We start from the raw sequence: 16,521 nt of genomic DNA on the forward strand, positions 1-16,521 counted from the left end.
AGCGTGACACGCGCTACCGGCGCGGGGGTCCTGCCGCGTCGTGGCTGAGGACGAGCACCGCCGCGTCGTCCGCATGGCCGGTGGAGTCGGCCACCTTCATGATCTCGGCGGCGATCTCGTCGGGATCGGCGCCCGCCGCCTCCCGGACCACCCGGACCACGCGGTCCAGCCCGACGTCGATCGGGAACGACGGCCCTTCGACGACGCCGTCGGTGAGCAGGACGATGGAGCCCGCCTGGTCCAGCCGGCGCCGGGTCACCGCGTATCCCGCCCCCGGCTCCACCCCCAGCGGCAGGCCGCCCTCGTCGTCGGTGATGCCGTACCGGCCGTCGACCGTGGCCCAGACGGAGGGCACGTGGCCGGCCCGGGCGCTCTCGAGCTCCCAGGTCCCGGGGTCGAAGCGGAGCAGGGTGCAGGTCGCGAAGAGTTCGCAGTCCAGGGCCAGCAGTACGTCGTTGGCCCGGCTCAGCACCTCCCCCGGGTCCTCGACGACGGCGGACACCGCGCGCAGGCCGACGCGGACCTGCCCCATGAAGGCGGCGGCCTCGACATCGTGGCCCTGGACGTCGCCGATGGAGAAGGCGAGGGCGCCTTCGGGCAGCGGGAAGCCGTCGTACCAGTCGCCGCCGATGTCCAGGCCGTGCCGGGCGGGCACGTAGCGGGCAGCGCTGCGCAGCCCGGGCAGGGCGGGCAGCGCGGCCGGCAGCATCTCCCGCTGCAGGGCCTCGGCGAGCTCCACCCGGGCCTGCTGCATCTCCGCCCCGGCGCGCGCCCTGGCGGTGAGCCGGCCCAGCGTGGTCAGCAGGTCGTCGGCGCTCACCGACTTCGGGGGACGGCGCGGGGTCATGGACCGCTCCCGGGTGCATCCATACGTCCCGTCCCTGCTCTCGGCTCTCGGCTCCCGCCGCGCGCGGTGCGCACGCTGCGCCGCAGACCCGAGCACATCATATTTCCGGCCTCCGGAGGCCGCGACAGATGCGGCCCGCACACCCCGGGACCGGGCCCGGCGGCTGCAGGTCGGCCGACCACAGGGCGTGAGCTATGTTTGAAGACGAGTGACATGAGAGGGAGGCCCATCGGTGTCATCGGGGCAGCAGGCACGCGCACAGGCGGCTGCGATCACGCCGAGTGGGCAGGCGCCGCCGGTCCATGAGCGCGCCCCCGGCGACCGGGTGCGCGCCCTCTTCGACGGCCATCGGCTGTCCCCCGGGCAGCGGCGGATCGCCCAGTACCTGATCGACCACCTCACCGAGGCCGCGTTCCTGTCGATCACCGAGCTCGCGGAGCGGGTGGGCGTCAGCCAGCCGTCGGTGACACGTTTCGCCACCTCCCTCGGGTTCAGCGGCTACCCGGCCCTGCGCGACGCCCTGCAGCCGATGGCGCTGAGCGCGGTCGCGGGTTCCCCGGAGACCCGCGAGCAGTTCCGCCGCAACGAGCTGCAGGCGGCCGTGGACGCCGAGATCCTGAACCTGGAGAACGTACGGCGGCTGCTCGCCGACACCGACCAGGTGCTGGACATCGGCCGTGAGCTGGCCCGCTCGGTGCCGCTCACGGTCCTGGGCCTGCGGATCTCGGTCTCGCTCGCGGAGTACTTCGCCTACGCGGCACGGCGCATCCACCCCGATGTCCGGCTGGTGACACGTGGAGGCAGTGTCGCCTACGACGCCCTGCTCCAGTCCCGCGAGGCCGGCGGGACCTGGGCGCTGGCCTTCGCCATGCCCCGGCATGCCAAGGAGACCCTCGCGGCGCTCCGGGCTGCCCGCAGCGCCGGGCTGAAGATCGCTCTGATCACCGACACCACGCTGGGTCCGCTGGTGGACGAGGCGGACGTGGCGCTGACCGCCGGAACCGGGGCGCGGCTGGTGTTCGACTCGTACGCGGCGCCGGGGATGCTGTCCGCGGCCCTGCTGCAGGCGATGGCCGACGCGGATCCCGAGCGGACGCAGGCGCGGCTCGAAGGGTACGAGCAGGTCGCCGACCAGCACGGATTCTTCCTGTAAGACCGATTTTCAACCGGTACGAGGCAGTCCACTTTTACGCCATCCGCAGGTATGTAATTTTTCATTCTCTTGTTTACTCGACGGTATATATGTTTACTGAGCAGCGCGCCGGATCCACCAGACGCCAAGGAGAGCGACCCCACGCCCTCCCAGAACGGGCACCCGCGCGGGACGCTCCTCCTCACGTTCCGCCTCGGTGCCGGTTCCCGGCACTGGGATCCACCAGAGCGCTTGTGGCGGCCTCGGTCAACCCCTGGGCCGAGGCCGCCCACCAACCTCTCGATCAGAGTTCGACACCATTCGGAAGCGACGAGAATGCGCCAGACGGCCTCTACCACGCTCAGCCCGGACTGGCCTTGTCAGGTCAAGGCCCCCGGTACCCACGACTGGGAACGCACGGCCATGCGCTGGCTGCGGGACCTGCTCCCGGCCCGCTACGGCAGCTACTCGACGCTGACCCGCAGCCCCGTCCTCCTCACCCGGCACGCCCAGCTCCAGCTCCAGCACGAGATGCGCGCGGTCCGGGTCGCCCTGGAGACCAGCCGCGCCGAACTGCCTTCGATGGGCGTGGCCGAGTCCGTCATCGAGAACTCGATCCGGATGTACGCCGTCGAACTCCAGCAGCTGGGCCGGCTCTCCCGCGCGGTGCGCCTGGTCGGCGACGCGCTGCGCGTCCCTTCGAGCTGACGCGCCGGTCGCCGCGTCACACCCAGTTGACCTGCGCACGGTTCAGCAGGGGGTCGTCCACCAGCTCCCACAGCGGGACCGCGTAGTTCCCGAAGCCGTAGCGGCCTCCGTAGTGAAGGCCGAGGACGCGGTGGTCGACCAGGTCGAAGACCGGCGAGCCGCTGTTGCCGCCCAGCGTGGAGCAGTCGTGCTTCACCGTGAGCTCGCCGGGAACCAGCCCCGTCGTCGTACCGGGCTGGAGGCGCTTCACGTTGTAGACGTCCATGAAGATGCGGCGCATGGCCTCCGGTTCGTTGCGGCGGCCGTCCTCCGCCGGGTACCCGATCACGTACACCGGCCGGCCGGGCACGTCGGCGGGCGGATCGGCCGCCACCGCCACCGGGGTCGCCGGAGCCCGGCCGCCACGGGTGCTGTCGATGCGGAGCAGCGCCATGTCGACGTCGGGGTGGATGCCCACGACCTCGGTGACCGCGAACTCCAGCGAGCCGTCGCCGGGAACGGCGGCCAGCTCCTCGGCCAGGTCCAGCCGCGCGCTCATGCCCGGCCGGAACGTCCAGCCCGCTCCGTCGCCCGTGGCGAACTCGACGGCCACATGGCGGTTCGTCATCACGACGTCGGGGCCGACGAGGAACGCGGTGCCGAGCCAGTCCAGACTGGCGTGTCCCGTGACCTCCACCCGGCCCACGCGGGCGATGGACTCCCGGATGGCGGCCCGCTGGCCCTCGAGCACCACCCAGTCGCCCTGCGGGGAGGGGAAGTCCTGGCCCTGGATCAGCAGGGCCGGCCGGCCTTCGAGGAGGACGATGGCCTCGACGCCGAAGTACTCGTCGTCGTCGACCTCGTCGGCCCGCCCGGCGGCGAGCTTCTCCAGCCCGCTGACGCCCGCGTTCAGCACCCTCGCCCGCTCGCGGCGGGCGAACTCGCCGATCTGCCCGGCCGGGGCCCGGTCCGCCGGGAGGCTCTCCGAGGACTCGAGGATCTCCGCGGCCTCGTCCGCCTTCAGTCCCCGGCGCACTCGTTCGGCGACCTCGCGCAGGTCCCGGAAGACCTGCTCGGGGCGGGTCGCCACCGGTGAGCTTCCGCTGCCGCCCATCTCATGCCTCCTCCGGCCGGCCCTGCTGCGCCGGCGCCGACTGCGCCGCCGTGATCTCGTCGTGGACCTCTGGGCTGTGCTCCCGCAGGTGGCGCATGACGCTGCTCATCTGGGTGCCGACGTTGACGAACGCGGTGGTCTTGCCCTGGAAGTTGACGTCCTCGACGCGCCGCGTCCCGCGGTGGAGTGCGACCACCTGCCAGTCGTCGGTGAAGACGGGTGATCCGGAGGAGCCGCCCCGGGTGTCGGTGAAGTAGCGCACGTCGTTTTCGTTCGCCTCGTAGACGAGGTTGTTGCGCAGCGCGACCCGCTTGGGCTGGCCGCCCGGGTGCTGGATGATGTTGACCGCCACCGGCTCCCCCGCGACCGTCAACGGCTCGGTGGCCACCCGCAGAGCGGCCCGCGGCGGCTGGCCGGTGAGCCGCAGGACCGCGTAGTCGAGGGCCTCGTCCCAGGCGACCAGGCCGCTGGCGGCCACCTCCTCGGTCTCCGTGTCGTCCGCGCCGTAGTCGAAGCGCGAACGGGAGTTCTGCGCCTGCAGCTGCAGGTCCGCGGGATCCACGACGGCGCGGTCGGTGGCACTGCGGGTCCGGGCGTTCACCACGTGGTGATTGGTGACGAGCAGGTCCGGGGCGATGAGCCAGCCCGTCCCCGAGTGCGGGAAGCCGTTCGGCTGGAGCGGGGCACCGGCCTGGTACGGCAGGACCTTGATCCGGGCGACGGCCCTGCCCGCCTCCTCGCCGCCGCGCAGGAATTCGAAGGGCACCGTGTCGTCCCGGTGGATGATCTCTTCCTTGGTCTCCCCGGCGGGAAGCCCGGCCGGCACGTCGGGTTCACCGGCGGCGTCGCGCGCCACTTCGTCCAGGGCCTTCTGGAAGACGGCGAGCGGACCGGCCTCCACGGTCTGGGCGACGGCGTTGCGCAGCCAGATCTCCAGCGGGACCGAGCCGTCGACCAGCCGCTCCACGCGGTTCATCTCGTTCAGGTCCGAGTGCACCTGCATGCCGGGGGCTGCGATCAGCGGCAGCGTGCCCCGGTACTTGGGCATGATGCCGTCGAGGAGCAGCCGCCGTACCGACGGATCGGCGAGCCCGGCCTCCAGCGAGGCGTCGACCAGCCGGACGATTTCCTCGGAGGGGAGATACGCGTCGCTCATACGGGTTCAGGCCGCTCGCGGGCCGTTCCTTTCGGCTGTTTCGGCTGTGCGGGCCGGCGCCGACGGCGCAGGGCCGGGGGTACCCGCACGCATGGCGGCCGCCACGCCGGAGACGAGTGCGCCGCTGTGGTCGTGGAGCACGAGGAGCCGCTGGGCGAGCGCGTCCAGGGTGCCCCGGTCTCGGGCCTCGCGGAGCATTTCGGCCATGGAGGGCGGCGGCGGGGGCGGGGGCAGCTGCTGTTGCACGGGCCGGGCCGGTACGGGGCCGACGGCGTTCTGGAGGATCTTCGCGAGGGCGAACCCCAGCTCGGGCTGGTCCGCCAGCACCCGCACGATCGTGTCCGCGAGCGCGTCCAGGGCCCCGTCGTCGGTGTCCGGCAGTCCCACGACGTCCAGGGTGTGGCCGAGCGCGGCCGGATCGTGCCGGGACACCTCGGCCGCGACGGCCCGGACCAGGACCGGCTGCTCGGCCAGCGCCTCGTCGGGCAGCTGCCGCAGCTGCCGGGCCAGGCGACGGTCGACGTCCGAGTCGCCTTCGCGCGAGGCGGCCAGCCGGGCCCGGGCCAGCGTGGCTACCATGGCGTCGAAGTCACGGCCGAGGCCGGTCGCGATGTCCTCCGCCTCGACGAGGTCGCGTTCGGCCTCCGCCGCGTCGCCGTCCTCCTCCGCGAGGCGTGCGGAGAGCAGCAGCAGATCCAGCTGCGCATCGACGTCGCCCGCCTCCTCCGCGCGGTCGACGGCCTCCTGCGCCGTGTTCCTGGCCTCCGTACGGCGTCCGCTGCGGGCCAGGGTCTCGACGAGCAACGGGTCGAGGGGGCTGCCCGGTGTCCAGGGGCGGCGTTCGGCGAGCCGGGCGGCGGCCTCGTCGGTGTAGCCCTGCGCCAGCATGTCCTCGATCTCGCGTGCGGCGTTGCGCTCCCAGTCCTCCTGGTCGGCGTCGTGCAGTGTCTCCTCGGGGATGTGTCCGCCGAGGCGGCCGGTCAGGAAGGCGGCCGACCGGGACGTCATGTCCTGGTCCGAGTGTTCGAGGTAGCGCTCGACGCCGGGCTCCCAGCGCTGCTCCACGGAGCGGGGGTTCTCGTTCAGGCGCAGCCGGTGGTAGATCTCCTCGGCGCGGGCCTCGATCCCCTCGCGGGCCGCGTAGTACTCCACCGCGCGCTGCCCGACCGTACGCATCATGTCGGTGCGTGCGGTGTCCGACAGGCGCAGCATGATGGCCCGCAGGTCGGAGCGGTGCCGCAGGGCAGTGGGGCCGGCCGGCTCCATCAGGTCGAGCCGGGCCAGCCGTCCGAAGAGGCGGCGCGCCTGCTCCGGGGAGTCCACGTCCAGTCCGCACGCCGGGGCGAGGACCTCCCCGATGAGCTCGGGGGTGATGGTGCGCAGCGCCAGGCCGGCCTGGGCGAGGCCGCGTGCCTGCACGTCGGCGATGTGGTTGAGGATGCGGTCGTACAGGATCCCCTGGACGAGCATCTGGTCGACCTTGCGGTAGAAGTACCGGCGCCGGGCGGGCAGGCTCTCGACCAGCTCGCCGAGCGAACCGGCCTCCTGGCCGGCGAGCACGGCCGCCTGCGCGGCCAGCTTCAGGCTGAGCGGGTGGCCGCCGACCCGCTCGGCCAGGGCCCGGGCCACGCCCTCGCCGTCGATCCCGCTGGACATGAGGAGGTCCACGGCGGCGTCCGGTTCGAGGTCGCCGAGCGCGATCGTCTTCGGTTCCACGGCCTGCGCCGGGTGGTGGACGCCGGCCCGTCCGGCGACGATGAACCGCAGCCGCGGATACCCCTCGTGGAGGACCGACCAGATGGCCCACATGCGGCCGAGTACGGGGTTCGCGCGGTACTGGGCCTCCTCGAACGAGTCGATCACGATCACCAGCGGCGGGCCGCCCTCCGCGCCGCCGCCCGCACCCGCCACCGCCTGGACGAGGCATGCGCCGACCCGGCGGACGAGGTCCGTCTCGCGGGCGCGCGCCCGGCTGTGGAACTGTTCGGCGGCTCCGCGCCCGGCTCCCGAGCGGGTGGTGGAGAGCTGGTACAGCTCGTCGACGGTGTTCTGCTCCTCCCGCTGGGTGCGGGCGGTCTCCTCGCACTCGCCGGCCAGTGCGTCGAACGCGGTGCGGTGCTCGGGGTACTGGATGCCGAGCTGCCGGGCGATGTCGGCCACCAGCGTGACCGGCTCGTGGATCGAGAGCGTGGACCGCTCGAAGTCGACGTAGGCGAAGGGGAAGTCGAAGGGGAGGTCGAGGAGGAACCTGGCGAGCAGGGTGCTCTTCCCCATGCCGCCCAGCCCGTGGATGAGCAAGGGGGGGTCCTTGACGAGTTCCCTGACGGGTTCGTGGACGGAACCGGCCCCGTCGGGCGGCGGGGCCGCGGGCTCGGGGGCCGGGTACAGCCCGACGTACGCCCGCAGCTCGTCCAGCTCGGCGGCGCGCCCGCAGAACCTGTCCCTGACCAGGCGTTCGAGCGGCTCGCGCAGTCTGGCGCGCTCCAGCAGCTGCTGGACGTGCTCGGGGTCCGGTATCCCGGTCGCGTGCGGGATCTGCCCGAGCCACAGCACCGCCTGGAGGATGTCGGCGAGCCCCTCGACATCCTGCTCCCCCAGGGCCGGGGGCGCACCGGAGAGGTAGCCGAGCGCGAACCGCTCCGGTCCGGGGCCCTCGGGGACCTGGCCGAGGTTGGCCTCCAGGCCGAGGCGCGCGGCCTCCGGTCCGGCCAGGCCGCGCAGTGCCGTCTCGCGGACCTCCTGCTTGAGGACCCAGCTGGTCCGGGGCTGCGTGCGCAGGCACGTGCAGTCGTGGACGAGTTCCAGCGCCGCCCGGCCGCTGCTCTCCCCCTCGCCCGGCAGCCGCAGCTGCGCGGGATCGAACTCGGTGAGCAGGCTTGCGGCCTCCCGGTACGCCCTGCGGCGGTCCGGGACGGTGGGCTGGGGCTCGCCCTCCGGGGCGAGCAGTTCCCCGTGCAACCGGGCGGCGAAGTCCTCGCCGGACCGCAGCGAGAGGTAGAGGCGTACCGTCCGTTCGGACGCCGTGCAGATCTTCCGCATGTAGCTGTCGTCCCCCGGACGCTGCGCCGCGTCGAGAATCGTCGCGACGGCCACGTCGGTCAGTGCTTCGATCCCGGCCGTGTCCGGCGGCCCGGCCGTGTCCCCCGGCTCGGGCGTCTGGGCGAAGAAGGTTCGGAAGAAGATCTGCAGATCCTCGGGACCGGCGATCCGCGCCGTGTCCCGGCACTCGTTCTTGCGGACGTCGTAGGGCAGCTGGCGCATCGCCGACCCGTAGCCCAGCAGCACGAGCCGGGGCACGGTCTCCTCCTGCACCGGGGTGTACTCGTAGATGGCCAGGGCCAGCTGGCCGATGCAGTCCCAGACGTCGGAGTTGGCGTCGAGCTTGTCGCACTCGTCGAGGACGAGCCAGAACCGCTCGTCCGCGGCCGTGGCGCGGCTGACGATCCGGTGGACGGCCTCGTCGACCCACGGCAGTGGATCGTTCAACTGTGTCGTGTTCAACGGTGAGATGTCAGGGTCCCGGTCCCCGACGAACTCGGCCAGCCGCCGGACCAGCTGGGCGGCGGTCGAGGTGCGCGACAGCGTCACCCGCACCGGGCGGAATCCGCGGTGCTGGCCGAGGTGCCGGATCAGGTTGTAGGTGTACGAGCGCCCGCTGTCTGCTTCGCCGTCGACCACCAGCACGGTCTTCTCGGGGTCGGCGAGGAATTCCCGCAGGCGCGCCCGCAGGTCGGCGCGGTCGATGAACACCTCGGTGCCGTTCTTGAGCACGCCGGCGAGGAAGTGGTCCGGGGCTTCGGAGTGCACGTTCGCGTCCTCGAGCAGCCTGGCCCGGAACCTTTCGGCCTCTTTGCCGTCCGGCAGGGAGCTCAGCTGGTCGAGGCTGACCAGGACCTCGAGCAGGCGGAGCTGCACCGGGATGTCCTTGCGCGAGGCGCGGACCAGCGTGACGGCGTTCTGCCCGGCCTTGTTGGTCAGCGCGAGGCCGGCGATGAATTCCGGGGGAAACCCGTTCTGGGCGAGCCTGTCATGCGGGTCCGGAGTGTCGAGAAGGTAGTCGGACACCCATGTGGTGACGAGGCCCCATTCCGTTTCGGTGAGCGGCATACCGCACCTACCCGGCCGCCCTTGACGGGCAGCAGACGGATTGATTGCTACTTGTCATGGTTTCACTCGGTCTGTTCGGTGGCAACACGGCCGGTCGCCGGGTGACCGCCGGCCGACCGCGCGGGGCCACGGGCATCGCGGGCGTTGCTCCGGCCGCCGCGCCCGATCGGGCGTCACTGCGCGCCGCGCGGTTCGGCGGGCCCTCTGCCGCGGAACCCATGCCCGAGGTGTCGCCCCATCCGGTGCCACCGTGCACACCGCATCCGAGGAGGACCTCATGCCCGCAGGCGTGTCCATCCACGTAGGACTCAACAACGTCGACCCCCGCAAGTACGGCGGCTGGGACGGACAGCTCATGGCGTGCGAGAACGACGCCCGCGACATGGCCGAACTGGCCCGCGGCGCCGGGTTCGACGACACCGTGATCCTGTCGAAGGACGCCACCGTCGACACCGTCACCACCGCACTGCGCAAGGCGGCCGGGAAGCTCGGGGGCGGGGACATCCTGCTCCTCACCTACTCGGGCCACGGCGGCCAGATGCCCGACAGCGACGGCGACGAGCCGGACGAGCTCGACGAGACCCTCGTGTTCTACGACCGCCAGTTCCTCGACGACGAGCTGCACCGGGAGTTCCAGCAGTTCCACAAGGACGTCCGGATCATCACCTTCCTCGACTGCTGCCACAGTGGCACCGCCACCGAACTGACCGACACCCCTGCCCAGGGGGATGCGGTCCGCCTCATGCCGGTACTGAAGCAGCAGCAGATCTTCGAGCGGGACAAGGCGTTCTTCCAGGAGCTCCAGCGCGAGCTGCGGAGTACGAACGGCGACGGCGGGGAACCCGGCGTCGTGCTCATCTCCGCCTGCCAGGACGACCAGGTCGCCCTGGACGGCCGCGTCAACGGCAAGTTCACCGAGACCCTGCTCCGGGTCTGGAACGGCGGGGAGTTCAGCGGCGACTACGAGGCCTTCCACCACGACATCAAGAAGCGCATGCCCGCCACCCAGATCCCGAACTTCTTCACGACGGGCAGCCCCGACAGCCGGTTCCTCGGCCAGAAGCCCTTCACCATCTGAGCCGATCGACCCGACGGGGCCCGGCGCCACCGGGAGGGGCATCGCCAGGTGGCAAAATCAGTTCGGTCACCGAACTGATTTGCTACGGTGGGCCGATGACGCTCCCTCGCGACTACCGCGGTCAGTCCTGCTCCCTCTCCCGCGCCATGGAGGTGGTCGGCGAGCGCTGGACCCTGCTGATCGTGCGGGACGCCTTCTTCGGGGTCCGGCGGTTCGGGGACTTCGCCGCCCACCTCGGCATCCCGCGCGCGGTCCTCACCGACCGGCTCGCCGGTCTCACCGGGGCCGGGGTGCTGGTCCGCGTACCCGGTGACGGCCGGCGCGAGGTGTACGCCCTCACGGACAAGGGGGTCCGCCTCTGGCCGGCCGTCCGCGCGCTGTCCCTCTGGGGCGAGGAGCACCGGCCCGCACCCGGCGGGCCGCGCCGGGTCTTCCTGCACGCCGTCGACGACGCCCCGGTCGCCGTCGACGGGCGCTGCACGGGCTGCCACGCACCCGTCGAGGTCGCCGAGCTCCTCGTGGCACCCGGGCCCGGACTGCCGCAACCTTCCGCCGATGACGATCCCGTCACCGCGGCCCTGCACCGACCGCACCGGCTCCTGCAGCCGCTGCCCCTCACGAAAGGCTCTCCCGTATGAGAATCCTGACAGTCGGCGCCGGCGCAGCAGGCGGCTGGTTCGGCGCCCGCCTCGCCCACGCCGGGCAGGACGTCACGTTCCTGGTCCGCCCGGAGCGGGCCGTCGCGCTGCGTGAGCGCGGGCTGCGCGTCACGGGCCTCGGCGAAGACCTGACCCTCACCCCGCAGTTGGTGACCGCCGACACGCTGTCGCACCCGTACGACCTCGTCCTGCTCTCGGTGAAGTCCACGGCGCTCGACCGCGCCGCGAAGGACCTGGCTCCGGCGGTCGGCCCGCGGACCGCGATCGTGCCGCTGCTCAACGGCATGGCCCATCTCGACCACCTCATAGGCCGCTTCGGCAGCGCGCCGGTCCTGGGTGGCGTGGCCAAGGTGGTCACCACCCTGAACGATCACGGGGACATCGTGCGCATGGCCCCGCCGTCCACCCTGGTCACCGGCGAACTCGACGGCCGGGCCTCCGCCCGCGTGGACGCCGTGCGCGCCCTGCTGACCGGGGCGGGCATCGACAGCCCCGGCATCCCTGACGTCGTCGCCTCCATGTGGCACAAGTGGGTCTTCATCACCACCCTGGCGGCCGTCACCTGCCTGGCGCGCGGCTCCGTCGGCGAGGTCTGCGCCCTTCCCGGCGGCTCCGGTCTCGGGCCGGCCGTACTCGCGGAGGCGGCGGCCGTCTCCGCTGCCGCGGGCCATCCCGTACCGGAGGCCGAACTCGCCTTCACCACCCGGACGGTGACCACGTCCGGCTCCCCGCTCACCCCGTCGATGTACCGGGACCTGATCGCCGGTCGTCCCACGGAGGTCGAGCACGTCTTCGCCGACCTGGTCGCCCGGGCCCGCGCGCTCGCCGTACCCACCCCGCTGCTGGACCTCGCCACGCTGCAACTGCGGGTGCACCAGCAGCGCGCGGTGCAGACCCAGGACGGTGGGTGACCTCCGGCGCGGTCCGTCGTTGAACACTGCGGTCAAGCGAAGTGCACCAGCGAAGTCCCGGGTCTCCCCGCGAGGCCCGGGACTTCGTGTGCCGCCCCCCCTGCCGCTCCGGCTCAGATGAGGCCGTTGTCCCTGGCGTAGAGGGCGGCCTGGGTGCGGTCGCGCAGGCCCAGTCGGCTCAGGACGCGGGAGATGTGGTTCTTGACGGTGCCCTCGCTGAGGTAGAGGCGGGAGGCGATCTCCTTGTTCGTGGCCCCGGCCGAGATGAGGCGGAGCACTTCCGTCTCCCGGGGCGTGAGCAGCTCGGGGGCCGGGAGCCCGGCCGCCAGGTTGGCAATGACCGTCTGGTCGAACTGGGCGACCCCCGCGTGGGCGAGACGTACGGCCCGGGCCAGCTCGGCGGCGGGCAGGTTCTTCAGGAGGTAGCCGACCGCGCCGGCATTCAGCGCCCGGGTGACGTACTCGTCGTCGTTGAACGTCGTCAGCATCACGATCTTGCATGCGGGCAGGCTGCGGCGGAGCAGCCCCGTGGCTGCCACGCCGTCGATCCCGGGCATCCGGACGTCCATCAGCACCACGTCGGGGCGGCAGGCCGGGGCCGTTTCGGCGGCCTCGGCGCCATCGCGGGCGCTGCCCGCGACCTCGATGCCCGGCTGGATGCCCAGGAGTGCGGTGATGCCCTCCCTGACGAGGTCCTGGTCATCGACGACGAAGACCCGTACGTTCGCATTCTCGATCGCCTCATCGCTCACCACGGGACCCCGACCGTGAGGACCGTGCCGCCGGCCGAGCTGTCGATGGCCACGGTGCCCTCGGCGAGACGGACCCGTTCACGCAGTCCCGTCAGTCCGAAGCCCTCGTCGGCCGCGTCGAATCCTCTGCCGTTGTCGACCACTTGGAGACGGGCTCCGCGCTCGTCGTAGACGACGTTCACCCCGATCTCGGTGGCGCCGGAATGCCGGCAGGCGTTGGTCAGCCCCTCCTGCGCGGCCCGGTACAGCACCAGCAGCGGCCTGCGTTCGGCGCCCGACATCTCCAGGGTGATCCGGCGGCTCCCGCCGTCCAGGTGATGGACGAGGTCGGCGAGCGCCCGGGAGAGGCCGACCGGCTCGGACTCCGCCTCGGGCCCCAGGGTGCGCACGGATGCCCGTACCTCGTCCAGCGCGCGGTTCGCCGACCAGCGGGCGTGCGACACCGCCTGCGCCGAAGCCTGCGGATCGAGCGAGGCGAACGCCTCGGCCTTCTCCAACTGGATTCCGATCGCAGTCAGATGGTGGCCCAGGCTGTCGTGGATTTCGCGGGCCAGCCGGTTGCGTTCACGGGCCGCCGACAGCTCCGCGACCTGCGTGAGGGTGCCCTCCAGCCGGGCGCGGGCCTGCTGCTCGCGGACGGCCACCGCGGCCATGGCGAGGGCCAGGACGACCCCGAGGGCGAACATCAGCAGGTCCGAGATGTACTCGGCCCGCACCTGCCAGTGCGGCACCCACAGGGTGAACGCGCCCGCCAGCGCCGCCACGCAGCCCACGCCGAGCCCGATGGCGACCGCGGACCCGTACGCGAAGAACGCCAGGAACGGCAGGAGGACGAACAGGATGCGCGACAGCCCGGACTGGTCGAGGGCCGCGACCGCGCAGAGCAGCACCACCCTGAGGGCGAACACCGCGCCCGGCGCGATCCGGAGCTCCCGCCACTCGCGCCGGTCCAGGGCGATCAAGGCGCCGAGCAGAGCCGCGTATCCGGCGGTCCGGGCGCCCGGGCCCGGGCCGATCAGGGCGTAGTAGACGCCACCGAGCAGTACGGCGCCGTACAGGACGGCGGGTATCCAGGGAACGGGCCGCGACACCGGGCCTCCTCAAGGGCTGGGCTCATGAAGGCTCGAAGGCTCTCTTGACGTGCAGCGTACGCGGCCGGTGTCCCGATCCCGTATTCGCTCCGAGAGCCCGTGCAGGGATTGGCCGAAGGTCATGTGACCTCTGGTCGAGCCGATCGGGCCGTCTCTCACTTACCCACGGTGACCTGCGGTTTCTAGATTTCGAGGCGTCACGTTCCCCATCGAGATGAGTGTCGTGCTTCGCCAACTCGCCATCGCCCCACTGCTGCTCGCAACTGCCCTGACCGTTCCGGCGGCCACCGACCACCACGGAGACCGCTGCTCCGGCGTACGGGTCCCGGGAGCCGAGTACGCGGTCTCCGCCTGCTTGACCGACCTGACGACCACGGGAACCACCAAGACCGGGCACACCGATCCGGATGACTGGAAGGGGCTGGTGGCGGCGGACAACGTCGCGCCGTCCGGGGTCCCCGGGGTCCAGATCGACGGCTACTTCCCCGACACCTCCCGCACCAACACCAATCACCGCTGGAACCACGACAGCCAGTTCGTCATCCGGCTGCCCAAGAACTGGAACGGCGGGCTCGTCGTGGCCGGCCCGCCCGGGACCCGTGAGCAGTACGCCAACGACCCGATCATCAGCGACCAGGTGCTCGCCAAGGGCTATGCCTACGCCGCGACGGACAAGGGCAACACCGGCGACGAGCTCTACAAGGACGGCGACCGCCCCGGCGACGCGATCATGGAGTGGCACCGCCGGGTGGCGGAGCTCACCGTGGCGGCGAAGCGGGTCACCGACCAGCACTACGGGCGCACGCCGCGCGTCACGTACGCCGCCGGGCTCTCCGCGGGCGGGTACCTGGTCCGCTGGCAGCTGGAGCACCACCCGGAGCTCTACACGGGCGGCATCGACTGGAACGCGCTCACCTTCACCAAACAGGGCAGCCTGCTCACGACGCTCCCGCCGGCGCTGCGCGCCTACCCCCGCCTCGCCAAGGGCGACCCGTCCGCACACGACGAGATCGTCGCGGCCGGCTACCCGGCGGGCTCGGAAAAGCAGTGGGGCTACCACCACACCTACCAGTGGGACCTCCTCCAGCGCGTGGTCCGCGAGGAGCTCGACCCCGGCTACGACGGCGCCCAGCAGGGCGGCACCCCGCTCTGCCCGGCGGGAACCGGTCCCGGCTGCGACACGGACTACGACTACGCCTCGCGCCCGGAGGCGGTACACCGGGCGGTCGAGCGGATCTCGCTGACCGGGAAGATCCAGCGCCCGCTGATCAGCATCCAGGGCACTCTCGACGCGCTGACCCCGCCGGTCACGTTCGGTGACGTGTACGACCGGATGGTCACCGACGCCGGACGCGCGTCGCTGCACCGCTACGTCCACGTCGACGGCGGCGCGCACACCGACGGGCTGATCGTGCTCGACAAGGATCGGCTGAAGCCGATGCTGCCGTCCTTCGTCGCGGCGTTCGGCGAGCTGGAGGCCTGGGCCCGCCCCACCACCCGCCCCTGACCCGCACCAGGCGGCCCGGCTCGGCCCTGGGAACCGAACCCGCTGGTCAGGGGGGACGGAGGGTGACAGACTGAAACGGCTTCAGGTCAACCCAGGAGGACAACATGGCAGAAGAGTCGGACACCCCGCAGGGCGAATCGGCGGCCGAGGAGGCCAAGCGCAAGTTCCGGGAGGCCCTTGAGCGCAACGCCCGCAGTGCCCATGCACAGCAGGCTCACCAGAGCCGGGCGAAGATCCAGGGCGCCAGCGGTGGCGCCGGTGGCAAGAACAAGAAGACCCGCCGCAAAACGGGCTGACCTGCCGCGGTCTCCACGGCGATGCCCTGAAGATGTCGGACAAGGGGGCCGCCTCCAGCTCACAGAGCCGGGGGCGGCCCCCTTTGCGCACTGAGCCACTCGGGTGACAGGCAGGGCCCGTACACACCATGGCGTGTACGGGCCCTGCCCGTTTGCCCGAACACGATAAAAGCTGGTCTAGACCTTGACAGGTCCAGACCAGTTTCGCTTCAGTGGCGGTACTTGCCCCCCACGGCAACTCCCCCCACTGAAGGAGCAGTTACGTGATACGTGCGCTTCGCCGCCGCGCCCTCGCCCTGGCCGCCGCCGCGGCCGCCACCTTCGGCCTCGCAGTCGCCCTGCCCGCCTCCTCCGCCTCCGCGGCCCCGGCCTGCGTCACCCCGTGGGCCTCGTCCGCCGTCTACACCAACGGCATGAGCGCCTCCTACAGCGGGCACAACTGGCAGGCCAAGTGGTGGACCCAGGGCGAGACGCCCGGCACCACCGGGCAGTGGGGCGTCTGGTCCGACCTCGGCGCCTGCGGCGGTGGCGGCGGCCAGGACCCGAACCCCGGCAACCCGTCCGGATTCGTGGTCTCCGAGGCCCAGTTCAACCAGATGTTCCCGAACCGGAATTCCTTCTACACCTACAACGGCCTGGTCTCGGCCCTGTCGGCGTACCCCGCCTTCGCCAACACCGGTGACGACACCGTCAAGCGGCGCGAGGCGGCCGCGTTCCTGGCGAACGTCTCGCACGAGACGGGCGGGCTCGTGTACATCGTCGAGCAGAACACCGCCAACTACCCCCACTACTGCGACGCGAGCCAGCCCTACGGCTGTCCCGCCGGACAGGCCGCCTACTACGGCCGCGGCCCGATCCAGCTCAGCTGGAACTTCAACTACAAGGCGGCCGGCGACGCGCTCGGCATCAACCTGCTCGCCAACCCGTACCTCGTGGAGCAGGATCCGGCCATCGCCATGAAGACGGCCCTGTGGTACTGGAACACCCAGAACGGCCCGGGCACCATGACCGCCCACGCCGCGATGGTCAACGGAGCCGGCTTCGGCGAGACGATCCGCTCCATCAACGGCTCCCTGGAGTGCAACGGCGGCAACCCCGCCCAGGTCCAGAGCCGGATCAACGCGTACCAGGGCTTCACGCAGATCCTGGGCGTGACACCGGGCAACAACCTCGGCTGCTGACCG

The 16,521-nt window shown here is 71.8% G+C and carries 14 protein-coding genes; 8 read left to right on the plus strand and 6 right to left on the minus strand.

Going from position 1 to position 16,521, the window contains the following annotated elements:
* Positions 1-13: 13 nt before the first annotated feature.
* Positions 14-847, minus strand: coding sequence for a PP2C family protein-serine/threonine phosphatase (locus ACZ5WG_RS04720; RefSeq protein ID WP_468720638.1), 834 nt, complete (start codon positions 845-847; stop codon positions 14-16).
* A gap of 232 nt (positions 848-1,079) precedes the next feature.
* Between ACZ5WG_RS04720 and ACZ5WG_RS04725 the strand changes: the two genes are divergently transcribed.
* Both ACZ5WG_RS04725 and ACZ5WG_RS04730 read left to right on the plus strand, forming a co-directional pair.
* A complete protein-coding gene (locus ACZ5WG_RS04725) occupies positions 1,080-2,000 on the plus strand; it encodes a MurR/RpiR family transcriptional regulator (protein WP_383511618.1) in 921 nt (306 codons plus the stop codon).
* A gap of 315 nt (positions 2,001-2,315) precedes the next feature.
* On the plus strand, positions 2,316-2,687 hold the full coding sequence (locus ACZ5WG_RS04730; RefSeq protein ID WP_468720640.1) for a hypothetical protein: 372 nt from the start codon (positions 2,316-2,318) through the stop codon (positions 2,685-2,687).
* A gap of 16 nt (positions 2,688-2,703) precedes the next feature.
* On the opposite strand, the gene ACZ5WG_RS04735 is transcribed toward ACZ5WG_RS04730, so the two are convergent.
* Genes ACZ5WG_RS04735 through ACZ5WG_RS04745 form a run of 3 tightly spaced genes read right to left on the minus strand, consistent with a single transcriptional unit; the run spans position 2,704 to position 9,043 of the window.
* The gene (locus tag ACZ5WG_RS04735) at positions 2,704-3,780 is read right to left on the minus strand and encodes a trypsin-like serine peptidase (RefSeq protein ID WP_468720642.1); all 1,077 of its coding nucleotides are present in this window, start codon (positions 3,778-3,780) and stop codon (positions 2,704-2,706) included.
* A 1-nt stretch (position 3,781) separates the two neighbouring features.
* Entirely contained in the window at positions 3,782-4,936 is a 1,155-nt protein-coding gene (locus ACZ5WG_RS04740) for a trypsin-like peptidase domain-containing protein (protein WP_468720643.1), read from the minus strand.
* A 6-nt stretch (positions 4,937-4,942) separates the two neighbouring features.
* On the minus strand, positions 4,943-9,043 hold the full coding sequence (locus tag ACZ5WG_RS04745; RefSeq protein ID WP_468720644.1) for a hypothetical protein: 4,101 nt from the start codon (positions 9,041-9,043) through the stop codon (positions 4,943-4,945).
* Between the two features lie 277 nt (positions 9,044-9,320).
* On the opposite strand from ACZ5WG_RS04745, the gene ACZ5WG_RS04750 reads away from it, so the two are divergent.
* The 3 genes from ACZ5WG_RS04750 to ACZ5WG_RS04760 all read left to right on the plus strand — a co-directional run bounded on the left by ACZ5WG_RS04750 (position 9,321) and on the right by ACZ5WG_RS04760 (position 11,691).
* Positions 9,321-10,121 carry a caspase family protein gene (locus ACZ5WG_RS04750; protein WP_468720646.1) on the plus strand — a complete coding sequence of 267 codons (801 nt, stop codon included), beginning with the start codon at positions 9,321-9,323 and terminating at the stop codon, positions 10,119-10,121.
* A gap of 95 nt (positions 10,122-10,216) precedes the next feature.
* The gene (locus ACZ5WG_RS04755; protein ID WP_468720648.1) at positions 10,217-10,759 is read left to right on the plus strand and encodes a winged helix-turn-helix transcriptional regulator; all 543 of its coding nucleotides are present in this window, start codon (positions 10,217-10,219) and stop codon (positions 10,757-10,759) included.
* The gene (locus tag ACZ5WG_RS04760) at positions 10,756-11,691 is read left to right on the plus strand and encodes a 2-dehydropantoate 2-reductase (RefSeq protein WP_468720650.1); all 936 of its coding nucleotides are present in this window, start codon (positions 10,756-10,758) and stop codon (positions 11,689-11,691) included. The genes ACZ5WG_RS04755 and ACZ5WG_RS04760 overlap by 4 nt, the downstream gene beginning before the upstream one ends.
* Before the next feature lie 113 nt (positions 11,692-11,804).
* Here ACZ5WG_RS04760 and ACZ5WG_RS04765 read toward each other — a convergent pair whose 3' ends face one another.
* Together ACZ5WG_RS04765 and ACZ5WG_RS04770 are read right to left on the minus strand one after the other, a co-directional pair.
* On the minus strand, positions 11,805-12,443 hold the full coding sequence (locus ACZ5WG_RS04765) for a response regulator transcription factor (RefSeq protein WP_468720651.1): 639 nt from the start codon (positions 12,441-12,443) through the stop codon (positions 11,805-11,807).
* On the minus strand, positions 12,440-13,534 hold the full coding sequence (locus ACZ5WG_RS04770) for a sensor histidine kinase (RefSeq protein WP_468720653.1): 1,095 nt from the start codon (positions 13,532-13,534) through the stop codon (positions 12,440-12,442). Before ACZ5WG_RS04770 ends, ACZ5WG_RS04765 begins: the two co-directional genes overlap by 4 nt.
* A 214-nt stretch (positions 13,535-13,748) precedes the next feature.
* On the opposite strand from ACZ5WG_RS04770, the gene ACZ5WG_RS04775 reads away from it, so the two are divergent.
* From ACZ5WG_RS04775 to ACZ5WG_RS04785, 3 genes are all read left to right on the plus strand, one after another.
* The gene (locus tag ACZ5WG_RS04775) at positions 13,749-15,041 is read left to right on the plus strand and encodes a tannase/feruloyl esterase family alpha/beta hydrolase (RefSeq protein ID WP_468720655.1); all 1,293 of its coding nucleotides are present in this window, start codon (positions 13,749-13,751) and stop codon (positions 15,039-15,041) included.
* A 104-nt stretch (positions 15,042-15,145) separates the two neighbouring features.
* Positions 15,146-15,337 carry a DUF5302 domain-containing protein gene (locus tag ACZ5WG_RS04780; RefSeq protein ID WP_362629783.1) on the plus strand — a complete coding sequence of 64 codons (192 nt, stop codon included), beginning with the start codon at positions 15,146-15,148 and terminating at the stop codon, positions 15,335-15,337.
* Positions 15,338-15,633: 296 nt separating this feature from the next.
* A complete protein-coding gene (locus ACZ5WG_RS04785) occupies positions 15,634-16,518 on the plus strand; it encodes a glycoside hydrolase family 19 protein (protein WP_468721428.1) in 885 nt (294 codons plus the stop codon).
* The last annotated feature ends 3 nt before the right edge of the window (positions 16,519-16,521 follow it).

The sequence above is a fragment of the Streptomyces sp. NPDC032745 genome (assembly GCF_055579465.1).

Excerpts from the sequence above, each read along its gene's own strand:
- ACZ5WG_RS04720 (WP_468720638.1), bottom strand. The coding sequence starts at position 847 with ATGACCCCGCGCCGTCCCCCGAAGTCGGTGAGCGCCGACGACCTGCTG.
- ACZ5WG_RS04730 (WP_468720640.1), top strand. The coding sequence starts at position 2,316 with ATGCGCCAGACGGCCTCTACCACGCTCAGCCCGGACTGGCCTTGTCAG.
- ACZ5WG_RS04735 (WP_468720642.1), bottom strand. The coding sequence starts at position 3,780 with ATGGGCGGCAGCGGAAGCTCACCGGTGGCGACCCGCCCCGAGCAGGTC.
- ACZ5WG_RS04740 (WP_468720643.1), bottom strand. The coding sequence starts at position 4,936 with ATGAGCGACGCGTATCTCCCCTCCGAGGAAATCGTCCGGCTGGTCGAC.
- ACZ5WG_RS04745 (WP_468720644.1), bottom strand. The coding sequence starts at position 9,043 with ATGCCGCTCACCGAAACGGAATGGGGCCTCGTCACCACATGGGTGTCC.
- ACZ5WG_RS04750 (WP_468720646.1), top strand. The coding sequence starts at position 9,321 with ATGCCCGCAGGCGTGTCCATCCACGTAGGACTCAACAACGTCGACCCC.
- ACZ5WG_RS04755 (WP_468720648.1), top strand. The coding sequence starts at position 10,217 with ATGACGCTCCCTCGCGACTACCGCGGTCAGTCCTGCTCCCTCTCCCGC.
- ACZ5WG_RS04760 (WP_468720650.1), top strand. The coding sequence starts at position 10,756 with ATGAGAATCCTGACAGTCGGCGCCGGCGCAGCAGGCGGCTGGTTCGGC.
- ACZ5WG_RS04775 (WP_468720655.1), top strand. The coding sequence starts at position 13,749 with ATGAGTGTCGTGCTTCGCCAACTCGCCATCGCCCCACTGCTGCTCGCA.
- ACZ5WG_RS04780 (WP_362629783.1), top strand. The coding sequence starts at position 15,146 with ATGGCAGAAGAGTCGGACACCCCGCAGGGCGAATCGGCGGCCGAGGAG.